We start from the raw sequence: 22,172 nt of genomic DNA on the forward strand, positions 1-22,172 counted from the left end.
ATCTAATGTCAAAATCTGATTCAAAAAATGGCTGTTTTCAGCAGTCCATAGTCTTATAAAAAACAATTTATTAAGAAGGGATGATGGAAAATATGCCAATTAAATATGAAAAAGAAAGCTCTTTTTTATCGAGTGAAGAGATTAGATCTATTGAGGAATGGACATCCGAAATGAAAAAATATCCCCTCCTTATTCCAATAGTCAAAAGGAAAATAGCTCAACGCACACTTGAGATTCCACATAAGAATATTGGAAATGGTTTGAACCGAATGGTTTATGATCTTGGTAACGGATATGTCTTAAAAATTGCACTCTCCGAAATAGGTTTGATAAGTAATGCTCAAGAATTTAGACTTTATCACTTCTCCCATCCAGATATCCAGCAATACCTCTGTCCGGTGATGGAAAAAGGACAAGGTTGGATTGTCATGAAGAAGATGGATCACAAGGCATCTATGAATTTGGTAAACCTCCAGAAGTTAAGTGACCTGATAATAAAGTTTTTATTGCATGGGATTGTTCCAGTCGATTTAAAGCTCGCAAATATAGCTTTGACACACGATAACGAAATGGTTGTTATTGATTATGGTCTTTTTATAAAAACCTTATACGGAAAGACTGTGGATTCTAATGATTATATCCATAGTGAATAGCGTCAAGGAATTTTGTTTGTAGAAATTGTTTATGCATAAATTGGAGCCCACAAGATTTAACCATGAAAATGAAAAATACTAGAAAGGATAGTGTATATGAGTAACATGAAGGCAGCAGTTGAACATTCCGAGACTTTAAAGATAAAAGGTTCTAAGATGAAAAAAGAATTAAATAAAAAATTCAAGAAGTTAAGAAATAAAATAAGAATCTTCAAACGTATAGCTGACCATGTAACAAAAAAAGTACAGAGAAAGTAGCACAATTAGTGCTAAAGGTTATAAGAAATCCGAGAAACTGTAAACAGCAAAGATAGACAAAAAATAAAACACTAAGGAGGGATATTCTTGAGAAAGAAACTCTTAACCACGAGTTCAGAAGGTTTAATGGAAGATTCATACCCATACCGCTTGTATCAAAAGGCAAAAAAATTTGGAGTTTGGAATCCTCAGAATATCGATTTTTCACAAGATCAAAAAGACTGGAAAACACTTTCTGTTAAACAAAAAGACTGGATTCTGAAACTTCTCGCGCAATTTCAGGGAGGGGAAGAGGCTGTAACCTATGACTTACTCCCTCTGCTGAGGGTGATTGCTATAGAGGGTAGGTTGGAAGAAGAGATGTTTCTCACTACATTTTTATCCGATGAAGCTAAACATACTGAATTCTTTCGTCTAGTGTTAAATGCTATTGGTGTAAACGAAGATCTTTCACACTTGCATTCTGAATCGTATCGTAAGTTATTTTATGAAATTCTACCTGAAACAATGGAACGCCTATGGTACGAACAGACTCCAGAAGTAATAGCTGACGCAGCTACAGTGTACAATATGTTTGCAGAAGGAGTATTGGCGGAAACTGGGTATAAATCATTTTACGATGGACTACAAAAGATCGGTAAAATGCCAGGACTTCTAGAGGGGGTTGATCACTTAAAGAGAGATGAATCAAGGCATATTGCATATGGTACATTTCTACTTCAGCGGTTAATTTGTGAGCATCCTCATCTTTTTGATAGGGTGATTAAAAAGCTCGAGGAATTGGCGCCTCTTGCTGTTTCCTTAAATGCAGAGGGTGTTATTGTGGATGGGGAAAAAACAAGCGAATACAGTTCTGAAATTAATAAATACTCGGAAAGACAACTTAAAGCAAGAATTGAGGTTCTGGCACGGGCGAAGGGAAAGACGATCGAAGAAATTTATAAATCTGCCGGAGAAAACTCAAATCTATAAATGGATGTTAAATATTTTGTTCGAACAGGTGCACCAAGTCCTGAAGTATCCGCTTTGTTTAAAAAGGGAGCAGAAGTCATCAATTGGAATGAGGGTTTTGAAATGGTTGCACCTAATATTTCTTTATGTTCTAAAATAAAACGCTTACTTAACGCATTCGAATTAGTCCAAATGAAGTCGTAGCCATTGGAGCAGAACCCAATGATATAGAGATGCTTCGTCATGTCGGTACTGGTATGTTGAAACTTCTGAACTGATAGCAAGATGTAAGGGGCTTAGTTCCAAAGAAAAGGATTGACCCTCTTTAATTAACGGGGAAAAAGGATACCAAAAATAGTCACCCTTTTTATAAATAAGTACCTATATCCGCCAGAGACGAATCCATTTTGATCAATCTTTTTTCAAAATGGATTTGTATTATTTATCTAAAACTATGGGATTCGGGGTATTTTTTACTCAAGCATTATGTCAAAGATTCACGTGATATAAATGAAAATTGTTCATCAAATCATTTTCAATTATAATTGCGTGGAGGAGGGGCTATCGATTTTCTCTTAGGCAAGATTACGCACCCTCATGAGGAACCTGATTTAGTTACATGGGCGCCCATAAGAATCTATTTTAATGGAGGTTAAATGATGAAGTCGATCTTTGTTGATTGGAGTGGAAATAATGTGAAGCTTACTTGGCTTCCGCGTATGAAAATACTTGAATCTACAAAAGTAACAAGTGTTCATGCTATATGCTTTAATGAAGGGAAGGTTCTATTAGCTCATATTAAAAATAGAGGATTTAATTATCCAGGTGGACACATTGAGTTAGGGGAGAAAATTGAGGAAGCTTTACATCGAGAAGCTTATGAAGAGGGGTATGTAAAAGGAGCTATTCAATACATAGGTGCAATTGAAGTCAGTCATGAGTTTAATCCATTATTTGATCCAAAAGGAAAATATCCATTAATTGGTTATCAAGTGTTTTATAGAATGGATGTTATCGAATGCTTACCTTTTCTCCGCGAACATGAATCGATCACTCGAATTTGGGTTGAACCAACCGAAATTCCATTTGTCATTAATGATCATGAACTATCAAAATTAATATTAGAGGATGCATTAACATTAACTTCTGTCTAAAAATAGGATTATCATCTTCGGATATCTTGCTGTCATTAATTGTGAAAATTTCTAATTATATTTTTAAGTGAAATTATATGTATGTAAATCATTAAGAAAATATAAGGATTTTTTTATGAAGGCTGTTTTCGTAAAGTTTGATGCTTTTTTAGTAATAATTTATTAATAATCTGAGTTGATTGTAGCGGAGGGCACTTGAATCCTGCGGAAAAAGAGGGAAGTGGGAGACCCTACAGGCGGTAACGCCGAGGAGGCTCCCATCCCTCCCCGCGGAAAGCAAGTGTCTGGAGCGGAAATCAACGGACTAAGTTTATAGTCTAAAAACAACAATTTATACGAAAAGAGCCTTTATGAAAGAACGTTCAAAGGTGAGGATTAGTTTTTTGTTTATTTGATCGCTTCACTAAAGTTTCGATCAAAAAAAGTGCAGTAATTTTGATTACTTTCGGAAAAATACAATTATTATGGTAATATATATGGAAAGTGCTGACAATAAAGTAGGTGGAAAAATTGATTGAACTAATTGAAATTGGGTTTGTATTTCTACTCTTTTTATTCCTGAGCAGTTTTTTTAACATTCTTTTTAAACTAACGAAAAAAAAGGATTGGATAATGACATTGGCTTTTTCATTCATTATGTCGATATTAACAGTCTTTTTTTTAAACGGTGGATAGAAAAAATAGAATTAATAAGAGTAAATCATATATAAATTGTTGGCTTATTAAATTATATAGTTATTAGAATCATTTTTTCATAAACTTAAAACAGTGGAGGTACAGGATTGAAGTTTATTGAATTTGGAATAGGGAATACTTGGATAGTTCGAACAGAAACAGAATTGGAAGATGGCACGGAATATGAAGAAAAAGGAATCGTTGGACCGATTAAATTTCATTCTATCTATTTAAGAGTGTGGATAGGAAAGAATGTTTATATTTTATGTTATAGAGATGGATTTAAAAGAGTAAGAAAACAGCGAAAAGAATTTAAGTTTATTTTTGGGATCGTCAGTTACTAGATGTCATAAGTAGGGTTTTCTCTGTAAATTACAGAATAATTAAAAAGATAGTAGGAGTAAGGGGGAGGGGTTTTTTTGGGACAAGCGGTGGGGTTTGGCAGAAGATTTGCAGCAGATTTTTTGGATTCGATTATTTTTATTGTTCCAATAGCTATATTTCTTTATTTCTTGACGGGAAAGTTTTCTTTCGAATGGACAAACAGTTTTCTATGGAATATTATTTATGCTATCTATTTAACTATAGTACCAGTTTTGTGGAAAGGATTTATTATTGGCAAACGCATTTGTAATATTAGAATTAAACAAATTGATGAAAGTCAAGTAGATTTGTATCATATGTTTTTAAGAGAAATAGTTGGAAAAATTCTTTTGTCCTATGTTACATTTGGGGTTGCCACAATCGTCAGCATTTTTATGGTTATCTTTCGTGAAGATAAAAGGGCGATTCATGATTTTATTGCTGGAACTTATGTTGCATATGAAGATTCTATATAGTTAATATTGTTTGTATGTCAACATACTCTGTTGGCTTTTTTTATCATCAAATGCTTTAGAGGAATTGGATACTACGATTTTTTCTACGATACCAATTCCAGCATTTAAGAATAAAGATATTTTAATCTTTCATCGTGGTGATAGGATTTTTCTCCAAGGAAATAAGCCAATATATTAATAGTTTAAAAGATTATTGTTTCGGTATTTTTCGTTCAATATTCAAAGCGGTCGCATCAGCAGGATTTGATTCCTTTATGGAACTAGTCCAAACGACGACTTCTTCACCAATGGTGTATTTGGTTATGTCGATATGCTCTGGTAAACGAACCCATGTTTTAAAACTTGCTGCATCCTCTAATAAAATTCGATTGGACTCAACATCGATTTGAACGATTTTCCCATCAAGATCAATTTTTCCTTTTTCTACATAATTTGAATGACCACATCCAACTAAAAGCAGACACAAAATAAATAATGAGCATAAAAATTTCATATATCTTCGACCTTTCTAATTTTATGATTTGGCTCTTTTCGTAAACTTTGTTGTTTATAACATCAAGTAAATATCAGAGATTTTACGAAGTAAATATCTACTAGGATTTATACGGTCCTAATTTATCTTCCTATTAGAATTTAAGACTTATTATATAGGGAAAAAGAGCACGTAACAAAATTATTCTAGCCCTGAAAATCTATTCGAAAACAGCCTATTATTTAGACGCATTTGAAGTGTGTTTTGTTACAGGAATAAGTTAAAAGAAGTGAAGGATAGGGAATTTTTGTAATAAATTAAAATAAGAATCTTTAACCTATAAGCAAGTATCGAATATTATTGTTATTCTTGATTTAACAGGTTAAGCAATTTCTCCAGTTATATTGTTTAATGAGGAAGGACTGTCTTAAATTCGATAGTACATTATCGTGTTTAAGACAGTATTTTTTTATCAAAAAATATTGACAGTTACTTTCATTTTAAATAAACTATCATTATAAAACGACATTCAAATTAATGTTAGTATCATTTTAAAGCGGAGGGTGGTTATTTTTATGAAAAATATGAAAACACGCAGATGGTGGGTTCTTGGTGCATTATCTTTTGGTTTAATTGCAGTTGGTCTTGACATGACAGTATTAAATGTTGCATTGCCAACATTAGCAACGGAGTTACATGCTTCCATGAGTGAGCTTCAGTGGTTTGTAAATGCATATTCTTTAGTATTAGCTGCTATTTTATTACCAGCAGGTATGCTTGGTGATCGTTTTGGTCGAAAAAAATGGTTATTAATGGCATTGATTTTATTTGGAGCTGCATCAATTGGTTGTGCATTTTCAAAATCTCCAGAAATGCTAATCGGAATGAGAGCTCTTCTTGGACTTGGCGCAGCTTTTCTAATTCCATTGTCAATCTCAGTTCTCCCAGTTCTCTTCTCAGAAAATGAACGAACGAAAGCGATGATGATTTGGGCAACTGCGAATATGCTTGGAATTCCTCTTGGTCCGATTGTAGGTGGTTGGCTGCTGAAGAATTATCATTGGGGCTCAGTCTTTTTGCTTAATATTCCATTTGTAGTTGTCGCTTTAATTGCCGTAACCTTGTTGATGCCAGAGTCAAAAAGCGCCATAAAACAAAAACTTGATCTTTTTGGAGTAGTCACATCCAGTATTGGTCTTGTAGTATTCACATACGGAATTACTAAAGCTGGAGAAAAGGGGTGGGATAACATTGAGGTCCTAACAACATTAATCGGAGGAATTGTGGTATTGATTGGATTTATCCTATGGCAACAAAAATCAAAAAATCCACTTATCGATTTATCACTTTTTCGGGCGCCAAGCTTTACTTGGGGGTCATTATTAGCAACACTCGTTTCTTTTGCCATATTTGGATTACTGTTTGGAATGCCGCAGTACTTTCAAGTAGTTGCTGGAGCAGATTCATTTGGTACGGGAGTCCGTTTACTACCAATGATTGCTGGACTAATTGTAGGTGCTAAAGCGGCGGATAAATTCGCTGCTCGAATAAATGTGAAAAATATTGTTGCAACTGGGTTTGTTCTTATAGCAATAGGTTTAGCAATGGGTGCAACAACTGAGATTACGAGTCATTATAGTTTTGTTGCGTTCTGGATGACAATCTTTGGTTTCGGATTAGGCCTTGCATTGCCAATGCTGATGGATTTAGCGATAGGAGAACTTTCGGTTGAAAGAAGTGGAGTTGGATCTGCACTAATCATGGCATTACGCCAAGTTGGAGGCGCAATTGGAGTTGCACTTCTAGGTACGGTACTTAATTCAAGTTACCGTGGCCACATTAACGTTACTCATTTGCCAGCTGAAGTTACAGTTATAGTGAAACAAAGTGCATCTGCAGGGGTAGCTATAGCTAATAAACTTCATTCCGTAAACCTGCTCGATTCTGTGCGTAGCTCCTTCGTTCATGGAATGGATATAATGCTATTGCTTTGTAGTGGTTTTGCAGTAATGGGATTTGTACTAACATTAATATATTTGCCAAATAAAGAAACCTCTATTGTAGAAAAAAAGGTCTCCTAATTGTACACTGGAAGTATACAATGTAAAATATAAATATGAAGTAATTATTTGCTAGGCTTTCTTCTTAATGTTTCTAAAAATCAATGTTAATTTATTTATTGCGTAAGATTATAGCTGTCGTTGAGAAATAGCCTTCTATAATAATTATGTGATTTTCGGTGAATTTAGGAGTGTGAAATATTGTCTACACAAGGAGAACCAAAGCCAAGTCTTCGGGAACGCAAAAAGGCAAAGACAAGGGCAACGATCCAAAAAAATGCAATTCGCCTATTTCGTGAGCAGGGCTATCTAGCCACCACGGTGGAACAGATTGCAGAAGTATCTGAAATATCTCCTAGTACATTTTTTCGATACTTTCCAACGAAGGAATCTGTCGTATTAGAAGATGATTATGATCCATTACTTATTGAATCATATAAGCAACAACCACCTGAACTTAGCCCAATTCAAGCATTACGGGGAGCAGTGAGAGAAGGTCTATCCAAGCTTACAGATGTGGAGCTAGAGACAATTCGTGAACGAGTGGAATTATCAATGAAAGTTCCAGAACTCCGTGCAGCCTCAGTTATTCATTTATCTGAAAGTACCCATATGATCGCCAATTTGGTAGCTGAAAGGATTGGGCGTGACAAATCCGATGTATCTGTTATTACTTTTGCTGGGGCAGTTACGGGTACCATTTCATCTATTTTTTTCTACTGTGCACAAAATCCTGAGGCAGACTTTTTAAAAATAATTGATGATTCCTTAATGCTTTTAGAGAAAGGTTTATCTCTTTAACGATGTATTTTTAGGTAAATATGATACTGCAAATATTTTGATATTATCTTAACAAAAATGTAAGAACTGTTGAAAAATCGACTGTTCTTACATTTTTTTGTTTTTAAAATTTGTAGTATAGAAAATTACTTTTTCATTTGAAATCTTGTTTGCTTAATTATATATGAAATAAAGGATTCGTACTCCTATTGACGAATTTAATATTTGAGGAGAAGGGGGGGTAGAAATTGTTTAGAAAGAAAGCATTATTATTCATATTTAACGGATATTGTGAATTTGAAATATCAGCAGCTATTTCCATGTTAAGAGAAACACATGATTTATATACGATATCACTTCAGAAAAATCTTTGTAAATCCGAAGCGGGATTGACTACAGTTCCCGATTTAATCATAAATGAAGCAGACCCTAACGATTTTGACGTTCTCATCATTCCTGGTGGTGACTTACAACCAATTGCTGAAGCAAAAGAATTATTTGATTGGGTTAAAAACTTTGCTGAACAAGGTAAGGTAACTGCTGCAATATGTAGCGGTGCATATGTATTAGCTCAAGCGGAAGTGTTGAAAGGAATTCCGTATACTGTCACTTTATCAAAAGAACAAAGAAATTTTCTAAGGTGTTTTGACGAAGAAACGTATATTTATCAACCTCTAGTAAGGTATAAAAATATTCTTACAGCACAAGGTCATGCGTATGTGGATTTTGGGATTCATTTAAATAAGATGGTTAGAGAAGTAAAGAAAGAAACGATAGATTTTTATTCAGGAGAAAGAAATATTTATATGGAAAGTGATTCTAAGTAAAAAGTGAGGAATTAATACATGTTTTTTCTTCAAATGTCGGGTTTTCCGGGTTCAGGGAAATCCACACTTGCTAGAGTAATAGCTAAAAGTACTGGTGCGATTATTGTTGATCATGATATTGTTAAATCCGCATTATTAGAATCCATTGAGGAATCAAATATTGATTCAAAAGTTGCTGGTAAGATTTCTTACAATATCGATTGGTCGCTAATTGAATTTCATTTATCACAAGGTTATGATGTAATATTTGATAGTCCATGTTTTTATTCAGAAATATTTGAAAAAGGATCTAAACTGTCAAAGAAATATCAAGCAAAATATAAATATGTTGAGTGTTATCTCAATGATATTCAAGAAATTAATAAAAGATTGAAAAAACGGGATCGTATGCCAAGTCAAATTCATGAAGTGAGTTCGAAAAATAATTTTGAAATTGCAATTGATAATAGCAAAAAACCTTCTGATATTAAGTGTCTGCTTGTTGATTCTGGTCAGCCTTTGGAAAGTTATATTAATGACGTTAAACATTATTTAAATGAATAATAAGCAATAGTGTTGAACTAGATTATTCGTCAAAAGATGTTTGCGTTTATGCAAATAGGATAATATCATGAACAAGATAAAAATGGAGATGAATCAGTGTGCGAATTACAAGTAGTTACAACTATATACCTGTAACTAATCTTCAAGCAGCCGCCAAATGGTATAAGGAACATTTAGGATTTAATATTGTAATGGAAGACCCAATTTTTCTTGAATTAAGAACGGAATCTGGATTCAGAATATTTTTAATACCAAATAACGATGAAAATATTCATTCACATATGAACTACTCGAATGGCCCACAGGCTTCCTTTGGATTTACTGTTTCTGATCTTGAAGTCGTTTATCAGCAATTCAAGGATAAAGGTATAAAAGTTGGAAAAATCTCTAATTATGCAGGATTATCATTTGGATTTGAGGACCCTGATGGAAATCGGATTGAAATTTGGAGTGATTATTAGGAAAGCTAAATTTTATTATAGATAGTAGTTTTGGCAGTTGAAAAAGAGGTGTATAAATAGTGATTATTATGATAAATGGAGCTTTTGGTGTAGGAAAAACCACTGTCTCAATGGAACTATTAAAACAGGTAGAAAATAGTATGTTATTTGACCCTGAAGAAGTAGGATTTATGTTACGAAACATCATACCGATAGAAATTAAGCAAATGGAAGCAACAACAGGTGATTTTCAAGATTTAGAACTCTGGAAGGAATTAACTGTCACTGTAGCCAAAAGTTTAACGACAAAATATAAGAAAAACCTTATCGTACCTATGACCATACATAACGAAGAATATTTCAATTACATTTTCAATGGATTTAAAAATATTGATGAACAAACCTATCACTTTTGTTTGGTTGCTAATGAGTCGACCATATTCGAAAGGCTTAGGAATAGAGGAGAAGAAGAAGGGAATTGGTGCTTTCAACAAACAAGAAAATGTATAGAGGCATTTAAAGGAAATAGTTTCGAGGAATACATAAACACTGAAGATATAAGTGTCGACACAATTGTCAGTAACATCAAGGAGAAGTTATCTAATTCTTAGTTTTAGAAGATAAAGAAATAGATCTGCTACTTCATGCATAAGGAGAGTTGACATATGAGTGAATTAAATATAGCAGAAATGCGTTTAGAAAAATTTGATTATTGCGATATCACTAGTTTAATTGAATTATCAAATTCTGTTGGATGGGATTATGATCAAAATGAAATTATGACAATCCTGTCTTCTGGGAGAGTATATGGGCATAAAACGAACAATGGTAAAATTGTCTCTTGTGCAGCAATAATTGAATATAATTCAATTTTAGCATCTATCGGCATGGTTATCGTTCATGAAGAATATAGAGGATTGGGGCTAGGGAGGATAACTACACAGAAGTGTTTAGAGTCTATTTCAAGAAGCACCACTGCTATGTTAATTGCAACAGAAGCAGGAAAACCAATGTATAAAAAAATGGGTTTTACTGAAATCGATCGTATTCATAAATTTCTTTGTGATAGTTATCAACCCAACGAGACAATAAGAAATATAACTTGTGAAATAAACTCCTTTGGAGAAGAAGATTTATCACAAATAGTAGATTTGGATCAGGCTGCTTTTGGAGCAAATAGAAGTACCTTTCTTATCAATAGGATTAAACAATCAAATGAAGCATTAACTGTTAAAAGTTCAGAGGGGAAAATTATTGGTTATGGTTTGTCTATTTTGGGTCCTGTTAATCTTATTTTAGGTCCTATTGTAGCGCCTGACCCACAAACAGCATTTTCATTAGTTGATAAATTAGCGAAAAACCATAGTGGTAAATTAAGAATCGATGTCCCTTCTGAGAATAAGCTTTTTATATCTCTATTAGAAAAATGTGGATTCTCCAAAGTGAGTCAACCTCCAATTATGGTTAAAAATTCTGATGTATTGCCAGAGCGGAATAATACTTTGTATGGTATTGCTGCCCAGATTTTTGGATAAGATTGGTGTTTCTTGTACACATAAAAAAGAAAAAAAGGGGAGTATTATGAAATAAAGATGAAAGCTTATTTTTTACTCTCAACTTAAATATTTATTATCAAGAGGAGAAGCTAGTATGAAAAAACTTACAGGAAAAGTGATTGGATTTGAGTTAAATAGTCAAGAACCTGAAAAAGCTGCTGAATTTTATTCTATTGTTTTCGGATGGGAAATTGCTGAACCTCAATGGGATTATCGTGAAATTTCAACTGGTGATTGTGGAAAAAATGGCGGGATAGCTAGAGGACCATTTGATTATCCGCATGGAACACGTATTCAAATTGAAGTGGATGTAATTGATGAAGCGATTTCGAAAGCAAAAGAAAATGGTGCCATGGTCGTTAGAGATAAGATGGAATTTGACGAGTTTTTCCTCGCTTATTTAGTAGATCCAACTGGAATTGGTTTTGGACTGATTCAAAAGAAATAATGAGTATGATAACAAGAACAATAGAAAGCTCAGCGCCTTGTCTGAGCTTTTTTATGTGCCATTTATTTTGTGAAATTATTTACTTAGTTTAATGTTAAGTCTATTCGTACAGATTTTTTCCTCAAAAAAAGTACTATATTTCCTAAAAGAATACGTTATTATTTTAATAAGCCAACACGAAAAGCTGAAGCAACGACCTGTGTGCGATTTTTTGCTTTTAGTTTTGTCATTAAGCTACTCACATAATCTCTTACTGTATGTTCACTTAAAAACAATAATTCTCCCATTTTTTTATTATCATATCCTTCAGCGAGTAAGTCCAGAATCATGCTTTCCCTTTCAGTTAAGTGAAGGTTAGGAGGTTCCATTGGTTTTTCTCCATCTCTAGATAAAAATAACCCTAAGCGATTTCCCACTTGCTCGAGTAATTCCAATTCTTCCTTGGAAGAATCGAATTCTTCCCCTAATTTATCAAATGTTAACCATCCAAATAATTGTTGTTTATTAATGATAGGCACAAAAATAACTGAGGAGAGATTAAAGAGCTCGATATGCTCTTCTTTTACAAACCCTTTAGGATTTTTTAAAAATATCGCTTTTTGAGTATTAAAAAACATTGCTTGTTTCGAATTAAGCTCGCCTTTCATACTTTGAACCTTTGGCAGTTCGGCTCCGATTACTCCATAAAATTGATTTGACCAAGGAATATAGGCGTAAAAAACACATCGTTTATATTGAAAATATTCTTCACATTTTTTCAATATATGAGCGAAATCATGAACTCCAGATGAACGAATGAGAAGTTTATTTAATCGGTCTAATGATTGGAGTTGTTTAAGAGTCCGACTTTCTTGAGATATTTTTGTATGTAAATGAGAGTTATCCTCGGTTAACGATTCATTAAATTTCTGGTTTAGATGTGTATATATAGATAACAAAAACATCAGGATGGCAGTGCTTCGATTATGTTTCATTTGTATCATTAAGGTGATCAATGCCTTTTCAAAAATTAACCGAAACAGGTTAAAGCTTTTTACATTTAAGATAGTTAACTGTGATTGAAGCCATGTCGTTAAATTACTTTGATAATCGGTTTCCACCTCATCAATTCTGGTATAAATGAAGAAATGTAGAAACGATGTCAATAATGTTCCAATCATTTTTTGCTCGTGATCAGATAGAGAGGATTCTTGATTCAAATAGATACTTATATTTTCTTCTAGTTGTTGTCTATTATTTTTTATAAATAAAAGGAATTGCTCAAATGATATTTCTTCATATGGAATAAAAGATTGAGTCATCAGAATGTTTCTCCTTACAAAAATTCACCCTATAAATGGAGGGGATTCATGGTTATATTATACAGCATTTTATAGGATAGTATTTCAAAATGAAAGTAGTAAGATGGAATTGTAGCAAGTTAGTGAATCTTTTCATAGCTGAAAGTAAATCATTGAAAATGTTCATTGATACGCGGTGTAAATAAAGAATAATGAAAGGTTCGTGATGAATATGAGACTTGACAATAAAGTAGCAATTATTACTGGTGGAGGAACGGGAATCGGAAAAGAAACTGCTTTGCTATTTGCTAAAGAAGGAGCAAAAGTTGTCATTACTGATATCAATCAAGAATCTGGAAATCAAACATTAAAAGATATTCAACAAATGGTGGCGAGGCAATATATATCCATCATGATGTTAGCAAAGAAGAAGATTGGAAAATGGTTGCTGAGGAGACCATTCAAACATTTGGAAAAGTAGATGTTCTTTTCAATAATGCTGGAATCTATATTATTAAACCACTTGCAGAAATTGAATTAGAAGACTGGAATCGTCTTATGTCTATTAACGTCACTGGCGTATTTTTAGGAATGAAACATATTATGCCATTCATGGCCAAACAAAAGAAAGGTTCTGTCATTAATGCTTCCTCAATTGCAGGACTAAATGGTTCACCAGGCCATGTTCTATACGGTGCCAGCAAAGGGGCTGTACGTATTATGACTAAGGATGCGGCAATGGAATATGCTTCTTTTGGAGTTCGTGTAAATTCTATTCATCCTGGATACATTGATACAGGAATGGCGGATTATGCATCAGAAGTAACTGGAAGCTCAAAAGAAGAATTAGGTAAAAGTATTTTTCCTTTAGGACATCTCGGCTCTGTAAAGGATGTTGCAAATACTGTATTATTTTTAGCTTCAGATGAATCTGCTTATTCAACAGGTGCGGAATTTGTAATTGATGGCGGAGCAACAGCAAGATAAAAAAGTAATCATCATAGACAGGAGAGATTAAAATGCGATTAAAAGATAAAGTAGCGATCGTAACTGGTGGAGCTAGTGGCATTGGAGAAGCGACAGTTCGCCTTTTTGTAGAAGAAGGAGCAAAAGTCGTTATTGCTGATTTTTCTGAACGTGGTAAAGATATTTCAGAAGAATTGAATGCGAATGGATATGATACATTATTTGTTAAAACAGACGTAACAAGCGAAGAACAGATTAAACATATGATCAATGAAACCGTAAATAAATACGGTAAGCTTGACATTATGTATGCTAATGCAGGGGTTGCAGATGATGCACCTGCACATGAATTATCCTTTGAAAAGTGGAAACGTACCATTGATATTAACTTAACAGGTGTATTTCTTTCTGATAAATACGCAATCGAACAGTTTTTGAAACAAGGTAATGGTGGAGTAATTGTAAATGCAGGTTCAATTCATAGTTTTGTATCGTTGCCCAACCCAACTGCTTATTCTTCTGCAAAAGGCGGCGTAAAGCTTTTAACTCAAAACCTTTGTACAGCCTATGCAAAAGAAGGTATTCGAGTAAATGCGGTTTGTCCGGGATATATTGATACACCATTACTTGCCGAGGTTGACCCTCAAAAGAAAGAATATTTAGCATCACTACACCCACAAGGAAGACTTGGAAAACCAGAAGAAATTGCCAAAGCGGTACTATTTTTAGCAAGCGATGATGCTAGTTTTGTGAATGGTACAACCCTCCTTGTTGATGGTGGTTATACTGCACATTAATATTGAAATCAATCATAAAGCAGCTAAATTCCTTTGAATTTAGGCTGCTTTTTTTAAATTTTATGTGTTATCTAAATGATTTATCAAGAGCTGAAACTATAAAAAGAATCAAATAATTTTCGCCTGTTATTACCATACTAGTTTCAGAGGTGAAGAACATGTATAAACTTTTGTCACATAATGATTTAGATGGAGTCGGTTGTGGAATTTTAACGAAACTCGCTTTTGGTGAACAAGTCAAGGTGAGATACAATTCTGTATCAGGTCTTGATCGTGAAGTGGAATGGTTTTTGGAAAATGACGCTAAGGATACATTATTATTTATTACGGATTTATCTGTAAATGAAGAAAATGAGAAAAGACTTAATGATTTTTATCAAGCTCACGGTAATGTACAGTTACTTGACCACCATAAAACAGCACTGCATTTTAATGCTTATGATTGGGGGCATGTATTGGTTGAGGATAGTGAAGGAAAATTAGCTTCTGCAACTTCATTATTATATGAATACCTTGTAACGAATCATTTAATGGAACCATCTAACGCAGTTGCTGAATTTGTAGAGCTTGTGAGACAGTATGATACATGGGAATGGGAGAAAAATGATAATTATCAAGCTCAGCGGCTTAATGCGCTCTTTTTTTTAGTATCAATTGATGAATTTGAAGAAAAAATGATTAATCGGCTAATGACAAGTGAACATTTCCACTTTGATGAGATTGAGACGAAAATACTTGATATGGAAGAACATAAAATCGAACGATATATTCGTAGAAAAAGACGGGAACTCGTTCAGACAGAAGTGGATGGCTTTTTTGCTGGAGTTGTTTATGCAGAATCCTATCATTCGGAGCTGGGAAATGAACTTGGTAAAGATTATCCTCATCTTGATTACATCGCTATATTAAATATTGGAGGAAAACGAATAGGATTTCGGACGATCCATGACCATATTGATGTGTCTGAAATCGCAGGACATTTCGGTGGGGGAGGGCATGCTAAAGCATCTGGTTGTTCTTTAACTGATGAAGCATACAAGAAGTTTGTCGAAGATACGTTTCACATAGAGCCACTTCATGAAGATGCGAAACGTAATCGATATAATGTAAAGCACTCCTCATTTGGTTCATTTTATAGAAACCGGATGGAAGAGATCTTTTTGCTTTACCCATCCAACGATAGTGAATGGGTACTTGAAAAAAATAATAAAAGAATGGAACAGACCTTTCCAAGTTATGATGAAGGAGAAAAATATATAAAAAGAAATTTTGAAGCTTGGCTAGTAACAGACGATATTTTTGTAAATTATTTAATGGATATTGTAAAGAAAGTAAAATAAAATGACTAAGCAGGGGGGATATGAGACATAGTATCCTGTTAGTACTGCTAAATAATGACACGAATAAATAAAGCGATCTTCAAAAGAAGATCGCCTTATTCTTATTGAAGAAAGTGGCGGTTTTGGAAAAAGAGGTTGCATAAGCATAACATTCACTTTTACCACTAGCCTTAGAAAATAAATTCTCTTTCCTGCTAAAAATTAATTAATATGCGCCGCCAACAAATGCTGCTCCAACGATGATTAGAAGAATAAACAATACAACGATTAAAGCAAACCAACGGCCACCGCCACCATAACTAGGTGCGGGAGCATAAGCATAACCCCCATGTCCGCATCCACAGCCTATTCCGAATCCCATAAAAACACTCTCCTTTCTTTATAAAAAATTATTAATTTTGGAACTACCTTTGAACAATGTTTGCATAGCTAAAATCATAGGAAGCAAAAGATTTGTATCCCTAAAATTTAGCTAAGAACCTAATTTTTTGCTGAACATGCTTAAATTAATTAATAAGCACCATATCCGCCGCCGCCAACAAATGCTGCTCCTACGATGATGAGCAAGATAAACAACACAACAATTAATGCAAATGCACTACCCATTCTCTATCCCTCCTTTTTCCTTCTCGATAATATGGTATGAAATTATTAAAGAAATGAAAGGGTGATTGTACTGTTTTTTTAAAACTTATCTGAGAAACAAAAAATACTTAGAAAAGGAATAAGAGCTGGAAGTGATTATACAGGTATGGGATAATCTTGTCACAAGAGCAAAATAATCGAAATAACCATATGAAATTATAGCTTCTAACAATTAATGTAATTGATGTATAATATAATTGAGTGTAACATGTAATTCGTATTATTTGTCACGATATGCCTCTATCATTTATTATGGAAAAGTGTTGAAGAGATGCTTATTTCGTATTAGTATTTTTTATGTAGATTCAAAATGGAAAGAGAGTGTTCAGTATATGGGCCGTAAATGGAATAATATTAAAGATAAGAAAGCGTCAAAAGATGCAAATACAAGTCGTATTTATGCAAAGTTTGGACGCGAAATTTATGTTGTAGCAAAACAAGGTGAACCTGATCCAGAAGCAAATCAGGCGTTAAAATTTGTGCTTGAGCGTGCAAAAACATACAATGTACCAAAACATATAATAGACCGCGCAATTGAAAAAGCAAAAGGCGGTTCAGACGAAAGCTATGACGAGCTTCGTTATGAAGGATTCGGACCAAATGGATCAATGGTAATTGTTGATGCATTAACGAATAATGTAAACCGTACTGCATCAGATGTAAGAGCAGCATTTGGTAAAAACGGTGGAAATATGGGTGTTTCTGGATCTGTTGCATATATGTTTGATAAAACAGCTGTTATCGGTGTGGAAGGAAAAACAGCGGATGAAGTGCTTGAATTGTTAATGGAAGCAGACGTTGATGCTCGTGATATTATTGAAGAAGAAGAATCAGTAGTTGTTTATGCTGATCCAGATCAATTCAATGCTGTTCAAGAAGCATTTAAGAATGTAGGCATTACTGAATTTACAGTTGCTGAAATCACAATGCTTGCACAAAATGACATACCATTGTCAGAAGACTCCAAAGTACAATTTGAAAAATTGATTAATACTCTGGAAGATTTAGATGACGTACAGCAAGTTTACCACAATGTGGAACTTGATTAATCCCTTGATATATAAGGTTTATCAAGCATTAGCTAATTTGAAAATCTAACGAATTTTGATATACATGCATTAAATTAATAATTATTATGATGATAAACGTTTTACCCACTTTTTGCATGAGAAATTCATGCGAAAGGTGGGTTTTGTTTGTTTTTATGAAGATTTCTTTAAGGAATTTTTTATGAGTTGGAGATAAAAATTTGTTCTCTGATAAAATGGTTAGTGTAGAAAATTTATTTGAAAGATGTTTACATTTTAGTCTAAATAATAAGTAAGATGGTGGAAATAAAGAAATAAGTTTAGAAGCCTCTTACATTAAGTTGTAAGTGTCTTTTTCATTTTGTTCACATAATGTACATTGACTTCCCTATTTTAATATAATAAAATTATAAACGTTGTGCATTAATTGGAGATTGTCCCTACATTAAATTGTGGGGATTTTTTTTTGCTATCATTTTTGTTGTAATATTATGGTATTGTATATAAAAGGGGGTGTTAAAATGTTGGGGATAAATTTAATTGCATTCTTTTCAATGGTAATTCCAATGTTAGTTAAACTTGGATTTGCTATATTTGGGGTGTATGCGGTGTTGAGAGTATTAAAGCATCTTGATGATAAATCTAGATTAGAAAAGGAACGAAATGAAAAGTTAGATAAATTAATCAACCTGATCGAACAAAAAGGATAACGACAACACTCAATAACTGGGTGTTTTTATTTTGCATATTTCAGGATAAAACGACTAAGATTTTTGATCAATATTTATTCGAATATAATGGTTCAATTATTTTATTTTAATAGAGGAATTTTGTCTGTTACCGTCGAAAGCAGAAACTAATCAAGACAATTGCTATATGATCCTACTCAAAATAGAGAAAGGGAGGATACCGAATGCGGCAAATAATTGCTTTAGGTGGCGGTGGTTTCTCGATGGAACCTGACAATGAATTATTAGACTTATACATATTAAAACAATCAAACCAGTTAAATCCAAGCATTTGTTTTATTCCTACAGCTAGCGGAGATTCTGATAACTATATATCAAGATTTTATCAATTTTTTAAAAAGCAGAATTGTAACCCATCTCATTTATCATTATTTAAGCCACCAAGTAGAGATATAGAGAGCTTTATTTTGGAAAAAGATATTATTTATGTGGGTGGGGGAAATACAAAGAACTTGTTAGCTTTATGGAAGGAATGGGGTTTAGATTATATTTTAAAGAAGGCATGGGAACAAGGGACGATTTTAGCCGGCATTAGTGCCGGATCCATATGCTGGTTTGAGGAGGGTGTGACTGATTCTTTTGGCGATGGTCTTGAACCTATTAAATGTTTAGGATTTTTAAAAGGAAGCAATTGTCCACATTATGATGGCGAACAAGATAGGAAGCCTGCTTATCATAAACTCATTCTTTCTGGAGCTATTCAAAGTGGAATTGCGGTAGATGATGGGGCTGCCATTCATTATATTGATCAGAAGATTAATAAAATCATAAGCTCAAGGACTAGTGCCAAAGCGTATAAAGTTATATCTATGAATAAAAATATCATTGAGGAAGAAATGAAAACCAATTATTTGGGAATTAGTAGTTGATGATCAATTTTTTTAAGTTTAGAATTTAACCTCTTTTACTGCAATATCAAATAAGAGATCGGAATTGATGATTTATTTGGGCTTTGATTATTCACTATCATCATCTCCATTGTCTCCTGAATCATCATTATGATCGTCGCCAAAATTATTACTGTTTTTTTCGAAGAAATCATTAATCGTGTGAATGAAAGACTTATTTTGTACATTCGTGCTATGAATATTATGATCACCAATAAAATATTTGAAAGAAAAAACTTGTATAGATTGCTGTTTATTTTTTTTACGAATTAAAAATATAATGGCAATAAATGAAATGATGATTAAAGTTACAAAAAGAAATTTAAGCAAATTCGTTCACCTCTTTATCTTTGTTAAACATTATGAAAAATATGATCGATTATGACATATATCTTTGTTAAGGATTATTATTTACCTATTAAAAATATAATGTAAGAATAGGTAAACTGCTATTCACTTCCTAACATTCATTGGAATATTTATTGAAATTATCTTTTATGAACAGCTAAAAGAAGTTATTGATAATTTCCTTCCAAAGAGGCGAGGTGCTATTTAATTGAAGAATGCGTGGCTTGTTTCTTTTATTAGATTCCCAATGCTTATTGTTACTTTATTGTTTTTCTTTTTATTGTTAAAAATCTTTGGATTAGGTTTTCGTTTTCCTTATTTACCAGATTTCTCAACCGTTTACTTTACAGTTGTTAATGTCCTTTGTTTTTATCTTTTACATCGCTTATCAATAAAAGAAGGACGTTCGATGAAAGAACTAATCGGATTTCACTCTGAACGTTTAATAAAAGATATTTTGTTCGGCTTTGTATGGTTATTTGTTTTGTATATTCCATTTTTGATTGCAATTCTAGGAACGATGTTTATTATGTATGGAATGGACTTATTCGCACATTTTCAAACGATTTTTTCAGGGGATGAAAGCACATTTTCTTTTACAAGACCTAGATGGTTAATTTGGTTCACAGCATGTTTCTCTGTTGTTTTCCCTTTTTTAAATGCGCCGATCGAAGAATTAATGTATCGAGGTTATGCGCAGCCATTATTTATTAAACATTATAATAAAGTTTGGATTGGAATATTGATTCCATCTGTTGGTTTTGCTTTGCAACATATGTTGTTGGCGGCCAGTTTACAGGGAGCAATCGTTTATGCTGCTGCTTTCTTTTTATGGGGGATTGGCAGTGGCATCATCTATTACAAACAAAAAAGATTATTTCCGCTTCTTATATGTCACTTTATTGTTAATATCGCATTTGGTATTTTACCGATTGTATTCTTAATTTCAGGGGTATATTAATTGGGGTATATGAAATGAAGCTAGCTTTAAATCGTTATTCAAAATCTTTTTCATGTTCATACTGCTATTCAAAACCAGTAATATATTATTCACTCTTGGACATACTTAATGATGTTAGTGTGTAAGTTATCAACTGCCTTTAACAAAAGGAGGAATCATTATGCCCAATGGGAAAGATCTCTCTCTCCAAACGAAGATGGAAAGTATTTGGGTAAATACATGTGGATCATGGCAAAACTGTACAGAAAAAACTATTCAGTCATTCTTAGTACAATGCCAAGAAAATAATATCGATCCGCAATATTGTATGAGCTGGGTGGAACAACATAAAGCGCAAATACCAGAATGGTCTGCCGTTTCGAAAGTATCACTTGACTGGGTTAATCAGCATACTTCAACTGGTTCACCAATAACGTATAATGAACAGAATCTTCAATAAAAAGTGGAGAGAAACATTTGCTCTCCACTTTATTATTTTATTTCGAATATGAGAAAGTACTTTTATTTTTAATTTCCTGGTTTTACTTGTCTAAAAAAGGACTTCTGATCGAATCTATAATGACCAGATTATTGTTAATACTAGAGAAAAGCTTAATTGTTGCTGTGATCTGTAAAAATAGCTATTCATTATTAATAATTTCAAGTAAAGAAGATACAAATTAAACGTGATCGTTTGTGGAGTTGATAAAATGAGGAGAAAAATTCTAGAGGAACTAAAAAAAATCGAACTTTCACATCATGTGAAAGTTTTATATGCTTGTGAGTCAGGGAGCCGGGCATGGGGATTTCCCTCAAAAGACAGCGATTTTGATGTTCGTTTTATCTATATACATAATAGAGATTGGTATTTATCAATCGACCAAAAGCGAGATGTAATTGAACTTCCAATGAATGATTTTTTAGATATCAATGGATGGGAATTGACCAAGGCTTTAAGACTTTTTAGAAAATCTAATCCACCCTTACTTGAGTGGCTAAATTCTGGAATTGTATATTATCAAGCATTTTCTGTAGTTGATAAATTAAGGGATTTGACAAATAGATTTTATATGCCAACAGCAGGTATATACCATTATTTAAATATGGCAAAAAGAAACTATCGTGATTTATTAAAAAATGATCAGGTGAAGGTTAAAAAATACTTCAATGTTCTTCGTCCAATTTTGGCATGTAAATGGATTGAAACATATAATTCTGTCCCACCGTTGCTATTTACAAAATTATTAAACGATATCATTCCAGAAGGATTATTGAAAACAGAGATTAATCATCTTATAGAGAGAAAAGTAAGTGGAATGGAACTTAATTTTGAACCTAGAATTGAGGTTATTAATGAATATTTAGAATCTGAAATAGAGCACCTAACTCAATATGGAAAGTCATTAAACATAAAGATAAGTGACCCAACCGAGAGTTTAAACAAATTATTCCGAGAAGCCTTAAATGAGGTTTGGGGGTAAAAAAGGGGCATTATCGGCATTTAAAAATATTAGGGTATTATTGCAACTCATTTAC

Annotated in this window: 28 protein-coding genes and 1 pseudogene; 23 read left to right on the forward strand and 6 right to left on the reverse strand. The window is 33.2% G+C overall.

Annotation, left to right across the window (positions count from 1 at the left end):
• Positions 1-92: 92 nt before the first annotated feature.
• The 3 genes from ACQKP0_RS13795 (at position 93) to ACQKP0_RS13805 (ending at position 1,883) form a co-directional block, all read left to right on the forward strand.
• On the forward strand, positions 93-653 hold the full coding sequence (locus ACQKP0_RS13795) for a hypothetical protein (RefSeq protein WP_427406432.1): 561 nt from the start codon (positions 93-95) through the stop codon (positions 651-653).
• A 96-nt stretch (positions 654-749) separates the two neighbouring features.
• Entirely contained in the window at positions 750-911 is a 162-nt protein-coding gene (locus ACQKP0_RS13800; protein WP_427406433.1) for a hypothetical protein, read from the forward strand.
• A gap of 87 nt (positions 912-998) precedes the next feature.
• Positions 999-1,883: a R2-like ligand-binding oxidase gene (locus ACQKP0_RS13805; protein ID WP_427406434.1), complete on the forward strand. Its 885-nt coding sequence runs from the start codon at positions 999-1,001 to the stop codon at positions 1,881-1,883.
• Here the strand turns inward: ACQKP0_RS13805 and ACQKP0_RS13810 are convergent.
• Positions 1,850-2,146, reverse strand: coding sequence for a hypothetical protein (locus ACQKP0_RS13810; protein ID WP_427406435.1), 297 nt, complete (start codon positions 2,144-2,146; stop codon positions 1,850-1,852). The two genes, ACQKP0_RS13805 and ACQKP0_RS13810, sit on opposite strands and share 34 nt — an antisense overlap.
• 375 nt (positions 2,147-2,521) lie before the next feature.
• On the opposite strand from ACQKP0_RS13810, the gene ACQKP0_RS13815 reads away from it, so the two are divergent.
• From ACQKP0_RS13815 to ACQKP0_RS13825, 3 genes are all read left to right on the forward strand, one after another.
• Entirely contained in the window at positions 2,522-3,016 is a 495-nt protein-coding gene (locus tag ACQKP0_RS13815) for an NUDIX hydrolase (protein WP_427406436.1), read from the forward strand.
• A 782-nt stretch (positions 3,017-3,798) separates the two neighbouring features.
• Complete coding sequence (locus tag ACQKP0_RS13820) at positions 3,799-4,035, forward strand: DUF3977 family protein (protein WP_427406437.1); 237 nt, start codon at positions 3,799-3,801, stop codon at positions 4,033-4,035.
• A gap of 75 nt (positions 4,036-4,110) precedes the next feature.
• Complete coding sequence (locus ACQKP0_RS13825; protein ID WP_427406438.1) at positions 4,111-4,530, forward strand: RDD family protein; 420 nt, start codon at positions 4,111-4,113, stop codon at positions 4,528-4,530.
• Between the two features lie 190 nt (positions 4,531-4,720).
• On the opposite strand, the gene ACQKP0_RS13830 is transcribed toward ACQKP0_RS13825, so the two are convergent.
• Positions 4,721-5,023 carry a hypothetical protein gene (locus ACQKP0_RS13830; RefSeq protein ID WP_427406439.1) on the reverse strand — a complete coding sequence of 101 codons (303 nt, stop codon included), beginning with the start codon at positions 5,021-5,023 and terminating at the stop codon, positions 4,721-4,723.
• Positions 5,024-5,577: 554 nt separating this feature from the next.
• Between ACQKP0_RS13830 and ACQKP0_RS13835 the strand changes: the two genes are divergently transcribed.
• The 8 genes from ACQKP0_RS13835 to ACQKP0_RS13870 all read left to right on the forward strand — a co-directional run bounded on the left by ACQKP0_RS13835 (position 5,578) and on the right by ACQKP0_RS13870 (position 11,656).
• Positions 5,578-7,083 (forward strand): DHA2 family efflux MFS transporter permease subunit, encoded by a 1,506-nt coding sequence (locus ACQKP0_RS13835; protein ID WP_427406440.1) that lies wholly within the window; start codon positions 5,578-5,580, stop codon positions 7,081-7,083.
• 180 nt (positions 7,084-7,263) lie between these two features.
• Entirely contained in the window at positions 7,264-7,863 is a 600-nt protein-coding gene (locus ACQKP0_RS13840; RefSeq protein ID WP_427406441.1) for a TetR family transcriptional regulator, read from the forward strand.
• A gap of 227 nt (positions 7,864-8,090) precedes the next feature.
• Positions 8,091-8,669, forward strand: coding sequence for a DJ-1/PfpI family protein (locus ACQKP0_RS13845; RefSeq protein ID WP_427406442.1), 579 nt, complete (start codon positions 8,091-8,093; stop codon positions 8,667-8,669).
• 18 nt (positions 8,670-8,687) lie between these two features.
• Positions 8,688-9,212, forward strand: a complete 525-nt coding sequence (locus ACQKP0_RS13850; protein ID WP_427406443.1) for an AAA family ATPase — start codon at positions 8,688-8,690, stop codon at positions 9,210-9,212.
• A 98-nt stretch (positions 9,213-9,310) separates the two neighbouring features.
• Complete coding sequence (locus ACQKP0_RS13855) at positions 9,311-9,673, forward strand: VOC family protein (RefSeq protein ID WP_427406444.1); 363 nt, start codon at positions 9,311-9,313, stop codon at positions 9,671-9,673.
• A 68-nt stretch (positions 9,674-9,741) separates the two neighbouring features.
• Entirely contained in the window at positions 9,742-10,263 is a 522-nt protein-coding gene (locus ACQKP0_RS13860) for an AAA family ATPase (protein WP_427406534.1), read from the forward strand.
• 54 nt (positions 10,264-10,317) lie between these two features.
• Positions 10,318-11,187 (forward strand): GNAT family N-acetyltransferase, encoded by an 870-nt coding sequence (locus tag ACQKP0_RS13865; RefSeq protein WP_427406445.1) that lies wholly within the window; start codon positions 10,318-10,320, stop codon positions 11,185-11,187.
• 115 nt (positions 11,188-11,302) lie between these two features.
• Positions 11,303-11,656: a VOC family protein gene (locus ACQKP0_RS13870; RefSeq protein WP_427406446.1), complete on the forward strand. Its 354-nt coding sequence runs from the start codon at positions 11,303-11,305 to the stop codon at positions 11,654-11,656.
• A gap of 158 nt (positions 11,657-11,814) precedes the next feature.
• On the opposite strand, the gene ACQKP0_RS13875 is transcribed toward ACQKP0_RS13870, so the two are convergent.
• Positions 11,815-12,957, reverse strand: a complete 1,143-nt coding sequence (locus ACQKP0_RS13875; protein WP_427406447.1) for a LuxR C-terminal-related transcriptional regulator — start codon at positions 12,955-12,957, stop codon at positions 11,815-11,817.
• A 211-nt stretch (positions 12,958-13,168) separates the two neighbouring features.
• On the opposite strand from ACQKP0_RS13875, the pseudogene ACQKP0_RS13880 reads away from it, so the two are divergent.
• From ACQKP0_RS13880 to ACQKP0_RS13890, 3 genes and pseudogenes are all read left to right on the forward strand, one after another.
• Positions 13,169-13,923 (forward strand): annotated as a pseudogene (locus ACQKP0_RS13880) (SDR family NAD(P)-dependent oxidoreductase).
• 32 nt (positions 13,924-13,955) lie between these two features.
• Positions 13,956-14,699 (forward strand): SDR family NAD(P)-dependent oxidoreductase, encoded by a 744-nt coding sequence (locus ACQKP0_RS13885; protein WP_427406448.1) that lies wholly within the window; start codon positions 13,956-13,958, stop codon positions 14,697-14,699.
• Positions 14,700-14,857: 158 nt separating this feature from the next.
• A complete protein-coding gene (locus tag ACQKP0_RS13890) occupies positions 14,858-16,039 on the forward strand; it encodes a DHH family phosphoesterase (protein WP_427406449.1) in 1,182 nt (393 codons plus the stop codon).
• Between the two features lie 205 nt (positions 16,040-16,244).
• On the opposite strand, the gene ACQKP0_RS13895 is transcribed toward ACQKP0_RS13890, so the two are convergent.
• Complete coding sequence (locus ACQKP0_RS13895) at positions 16,245-16,400, reverse strand: YjcZ family sporulation protein (protein WP_427406450.1); 156 nt, start codon at positions 16,398-16,400, stop codon at positions 16,245-16,247.
• Between the two features lie 149 nt (positions 16,401-16,549).
• Positions 16,550-16,645, reverse strand: a complete 96-nt coding sequence (locus tag ACQKP0_RS13900; RefSeq protein WP_427406451.1) for a YjcZ family sporulation protein — start codon at positions 16,643-16,645, stop codon at positions 16,550-16,552.
• A gap of 371 nt (positions 16,646-17,016) precedes the next feature.
• On the opposite strand from ACQKP0_RS13900, the gene ACQKP0_RS13905 reads away from it, so the two are divergent.
• The 3 genes from ACQKP0_RS13905 (at position 17,017) to ACQKP0_RS13915 (ending at position 19,330) form a co-directional block, all read left to right on the forward strand.
• On the forward strand, positions 17,017-17,733 hold the full coding sequence (locus tag ACQKP0_RS13905) for a YebC/PmpR family DNA-binding transcriptional regulator (RefSeq protein WP_427406452.1): 717 nt from the start codon (positions 17,017-17,019) through the stop codon (positions 17,731-17,733).
• Positions 17,734-18,233: 500 nt separating this feature from the next.
• A complete protein-coding gene (locus ACQKP0_RS13910) occupies positions 18,234-18,422 on the forward strand; it encodes a hypothetical protein (protein ID WP_427406453.1) in 189 nt (62 codons plus the stop codon).
• Between the two features lie 203 nt (positions 18,423-18,625).
• On the forward strand, positions 18,626-19,330 hold the full coding sequence (locus ACQKP0_RS13915; RefSeq protein ID WP_427406454.1) for a Type 1 glutamine amidotransferase-like domain-containing protein: 705 nt from the start codon (positions 18,626-18,628) through the stop codon (positions 19,328-19,330).
• A gap of 87 nt (positions 19,331-19,417) precedes the next feature.
• Here the strand turns inward: ACQKP0_RS13915 and ACQKP0_RS13920 are convergent, their stop codons facing one another.
• Positions 19,418-19,678: a hypothetical protein gene (locus tag ACQKP0_RS13920; protein ID WP_427406455.1), complete on the reverse strand. Its 261-nt coding sequence runs from the start codon at positions 19,676-19,678 to the stop codon at positions 19,418-19,420.
• 226 nt (positions 19,679-19,904) lie between these two features.
• Between ACQKP0_RS13920 and ACQKP0_RS13925 the strand changes: the two genes are divergently transcribed.
• The 3 genes from ACQKP0_RS13925 to ACQKP0_RS13935 all read left to right on the forward strand — a co-directional run bounded on the left by ACQKP0_RS13925 (position 19,905) and on the right by ACQKP0_RS13935 (position 22,117).
• Positions 19,905-20,657, forward strand: coding sequence for a CPBP family intramembrane glutamic endopeptidase (locus tag ACQKP0_RS13925; RefSeq protein WP_427406456.1), 753 nt, complete (start codon positions 19,905-19,907; stop codon positions 20,655-20,657).
• Positions 20,658-20,817: 160 nt separating this feature from the next.
• Positions 20,818-21,096 carry a hypothetical protein gene (locus tag ACQKP0_RS13930; protein WP_427406457.1) on the forward strand — a complete coding sequence of 93 codons (279 nt, stop codon included), beginning with the start codon at positions 20,818-20,820 and terminating at the stop codon, positions 21,094-21,096.
• A gap of 250 nt (positions 21,097-21,346) precedes the next feature.
• Entirely contained in the window at positions 21,347-22,117 is a 771-nt protein-coding gene (locus ACQKP0_RS13935) for a nucleotidyltransferase domain-containing protein (protein WP_427406458.1), read from the forward strand.
• The last annotated feature ends 55 nt before the right edge of the window (positions 22,118-22,172 follow it).

Source organism: Heyndrickxia sp. NPDC080065, from assembly GCF_050281185.1.
Classification (GTDB): Bacteria; Bacillota; Bacilli; order Bacillales; family Bacillaceae_C; genus Heyndrickxia.

Excerpts from the sequence above, each read along its gene's own strand:
- ACQKP0_RS13795 (WP_427406432.1), top strand. The coding sequence starts at position 93 with ATGCCAATTAAATATGAAAAAGAAAGCTCTTTTTTATCGAGTGAAGAG.
- ACQKP0_RS13800 (WP_427406433.1), top strand. The coding sequence starts at position 750 with ATGAGTAACATGAAGGCAGCAGTTGAACATTCCGAGACTTTAAAGATA.
- ACQKP0_RS13815 (WP_427406436.1), top strand. The coding sequence starts at position 2,522 with ATGAAGTCGATCTTTGTTGATTGGAGTGGAAATAATGTGAAGCTTACT.
- ACQKP0_RS13830 (WP_427406439.1), bottom strand. The coding sequence starts at position 5,023 with ATGAAATTTTTATGCTCATTATTTATTTTGTGTCTGCTTTTAGTTGGA.
- ACQKP0_RS13835 (WP_427406440.1), top strand. The coding sequence starts at position 5,578 with ATGAAAAATATGAAAACACGCAGATGGTGGGTTCTTGGTGCATTATCT.
- ACQKP0_RS13850 (WP_427406443.1), top strand. The coding sequence starts at position 8,688 with ATGTTTTTTCTTCAAATGTCGGGTTTTCCGGGTTCAGGGAAATCCACA.
- ACQKP0_RS13860 (WP_427406534.1), top strand. The coding sequence starts at position 9,742 with ATGATAAATGGAGCTTTTGGTGTAGGAAAAACCACTGTCTCAATGGAA.
- ACQKP0_RS13865 (WP_427406445.1), top strand. The coding sequence starts at position 10,318 with ATGAGTGAATTAAATATAGCAGAAATGCGTTTAGAAAAATTTGATTAT.
- ACQKP0_RS13870 (WP_427406446.1), top strand. The coding sequence starts at position 11,303 with ATGAAAAAACTTACAGGAAAAGTGATTGGATTTGAGTTAAATAGTCAA.
- ACQKP0_RS13875 (WP_427406447.1), bottom strand. The coding sequence starts at position 12,957 with ATGACTCAATCTTTTATTCCATATGAAGAAATATCATTTGAGCAATTC.
- ACQKP0_RS13885 (WP_427406448.1), top strand. The coding sequence starts at position 13,956 with ATGCGATTAAAAGATAAAGTAGCGATCGTAACTGGTGGAGCTAGTGGC.
- ACQKP0_RS13890 (WP_427406449.1), top strand. The coding sequence starts at position 14,858 with ATGTATAAACTTTTGTCACATAATGATTTAGATGGAGTCGGTTGTGGA.
- ACQKP0_RS13895 (WP_427406450.1), bottom strand. The coding sequence starts at position 16,400 with ATGGGATTCGGAATAGGCTGTGGATGCGGACATGGGGGTTATGCTTAT.
- ACQKP0_RS13900 (WP_427406451.1), bottom strand. The coding sequence starts at position 16,645 with ATGGGTAGTGCATTTGCATTAATTGTTGTGTTGTTTATCTTGCTCATC.
- ACQKP0_RS13905 (WP_427406452.1), top strand. The coding sequence starts at position 17,017 with ATGGGCCGTAAATGGAATAATATTAAAGATAAGAAAGCGTCAAAAGAT.
- ACQKP0_RS13910 (WP_427406453.1), top strand. The coding sequence starts at position 18,234 with ATGTTGGGGATAAATTTAATTGCATTCTTTTCAATGGTAATTCCAATG.
- ACQKP0_RS13915 (WP_427406454.1), top strand. The coding sequence starts at position 18,626 with ATGCGGCAAATAATTGCTTTAGGTGGCGGTGGTTTCTCGATGGAACCT.
- ACQKP0_RS13930 (WP_427406457.1), top strand. The coding sequence starts at position 20,818 with ATGCCCAATGGGAAAGATCTCTCTCTCCAAACGAAGATGGAAAGTATT.
- ACQKP0_RS13935 (WP_427406458.1), top strand. The coding sequence starts at position 21,347 with ATGAGGAGAAAAATTCTAGAGGAACTAAAAAAAATCGAACTTTCACAT.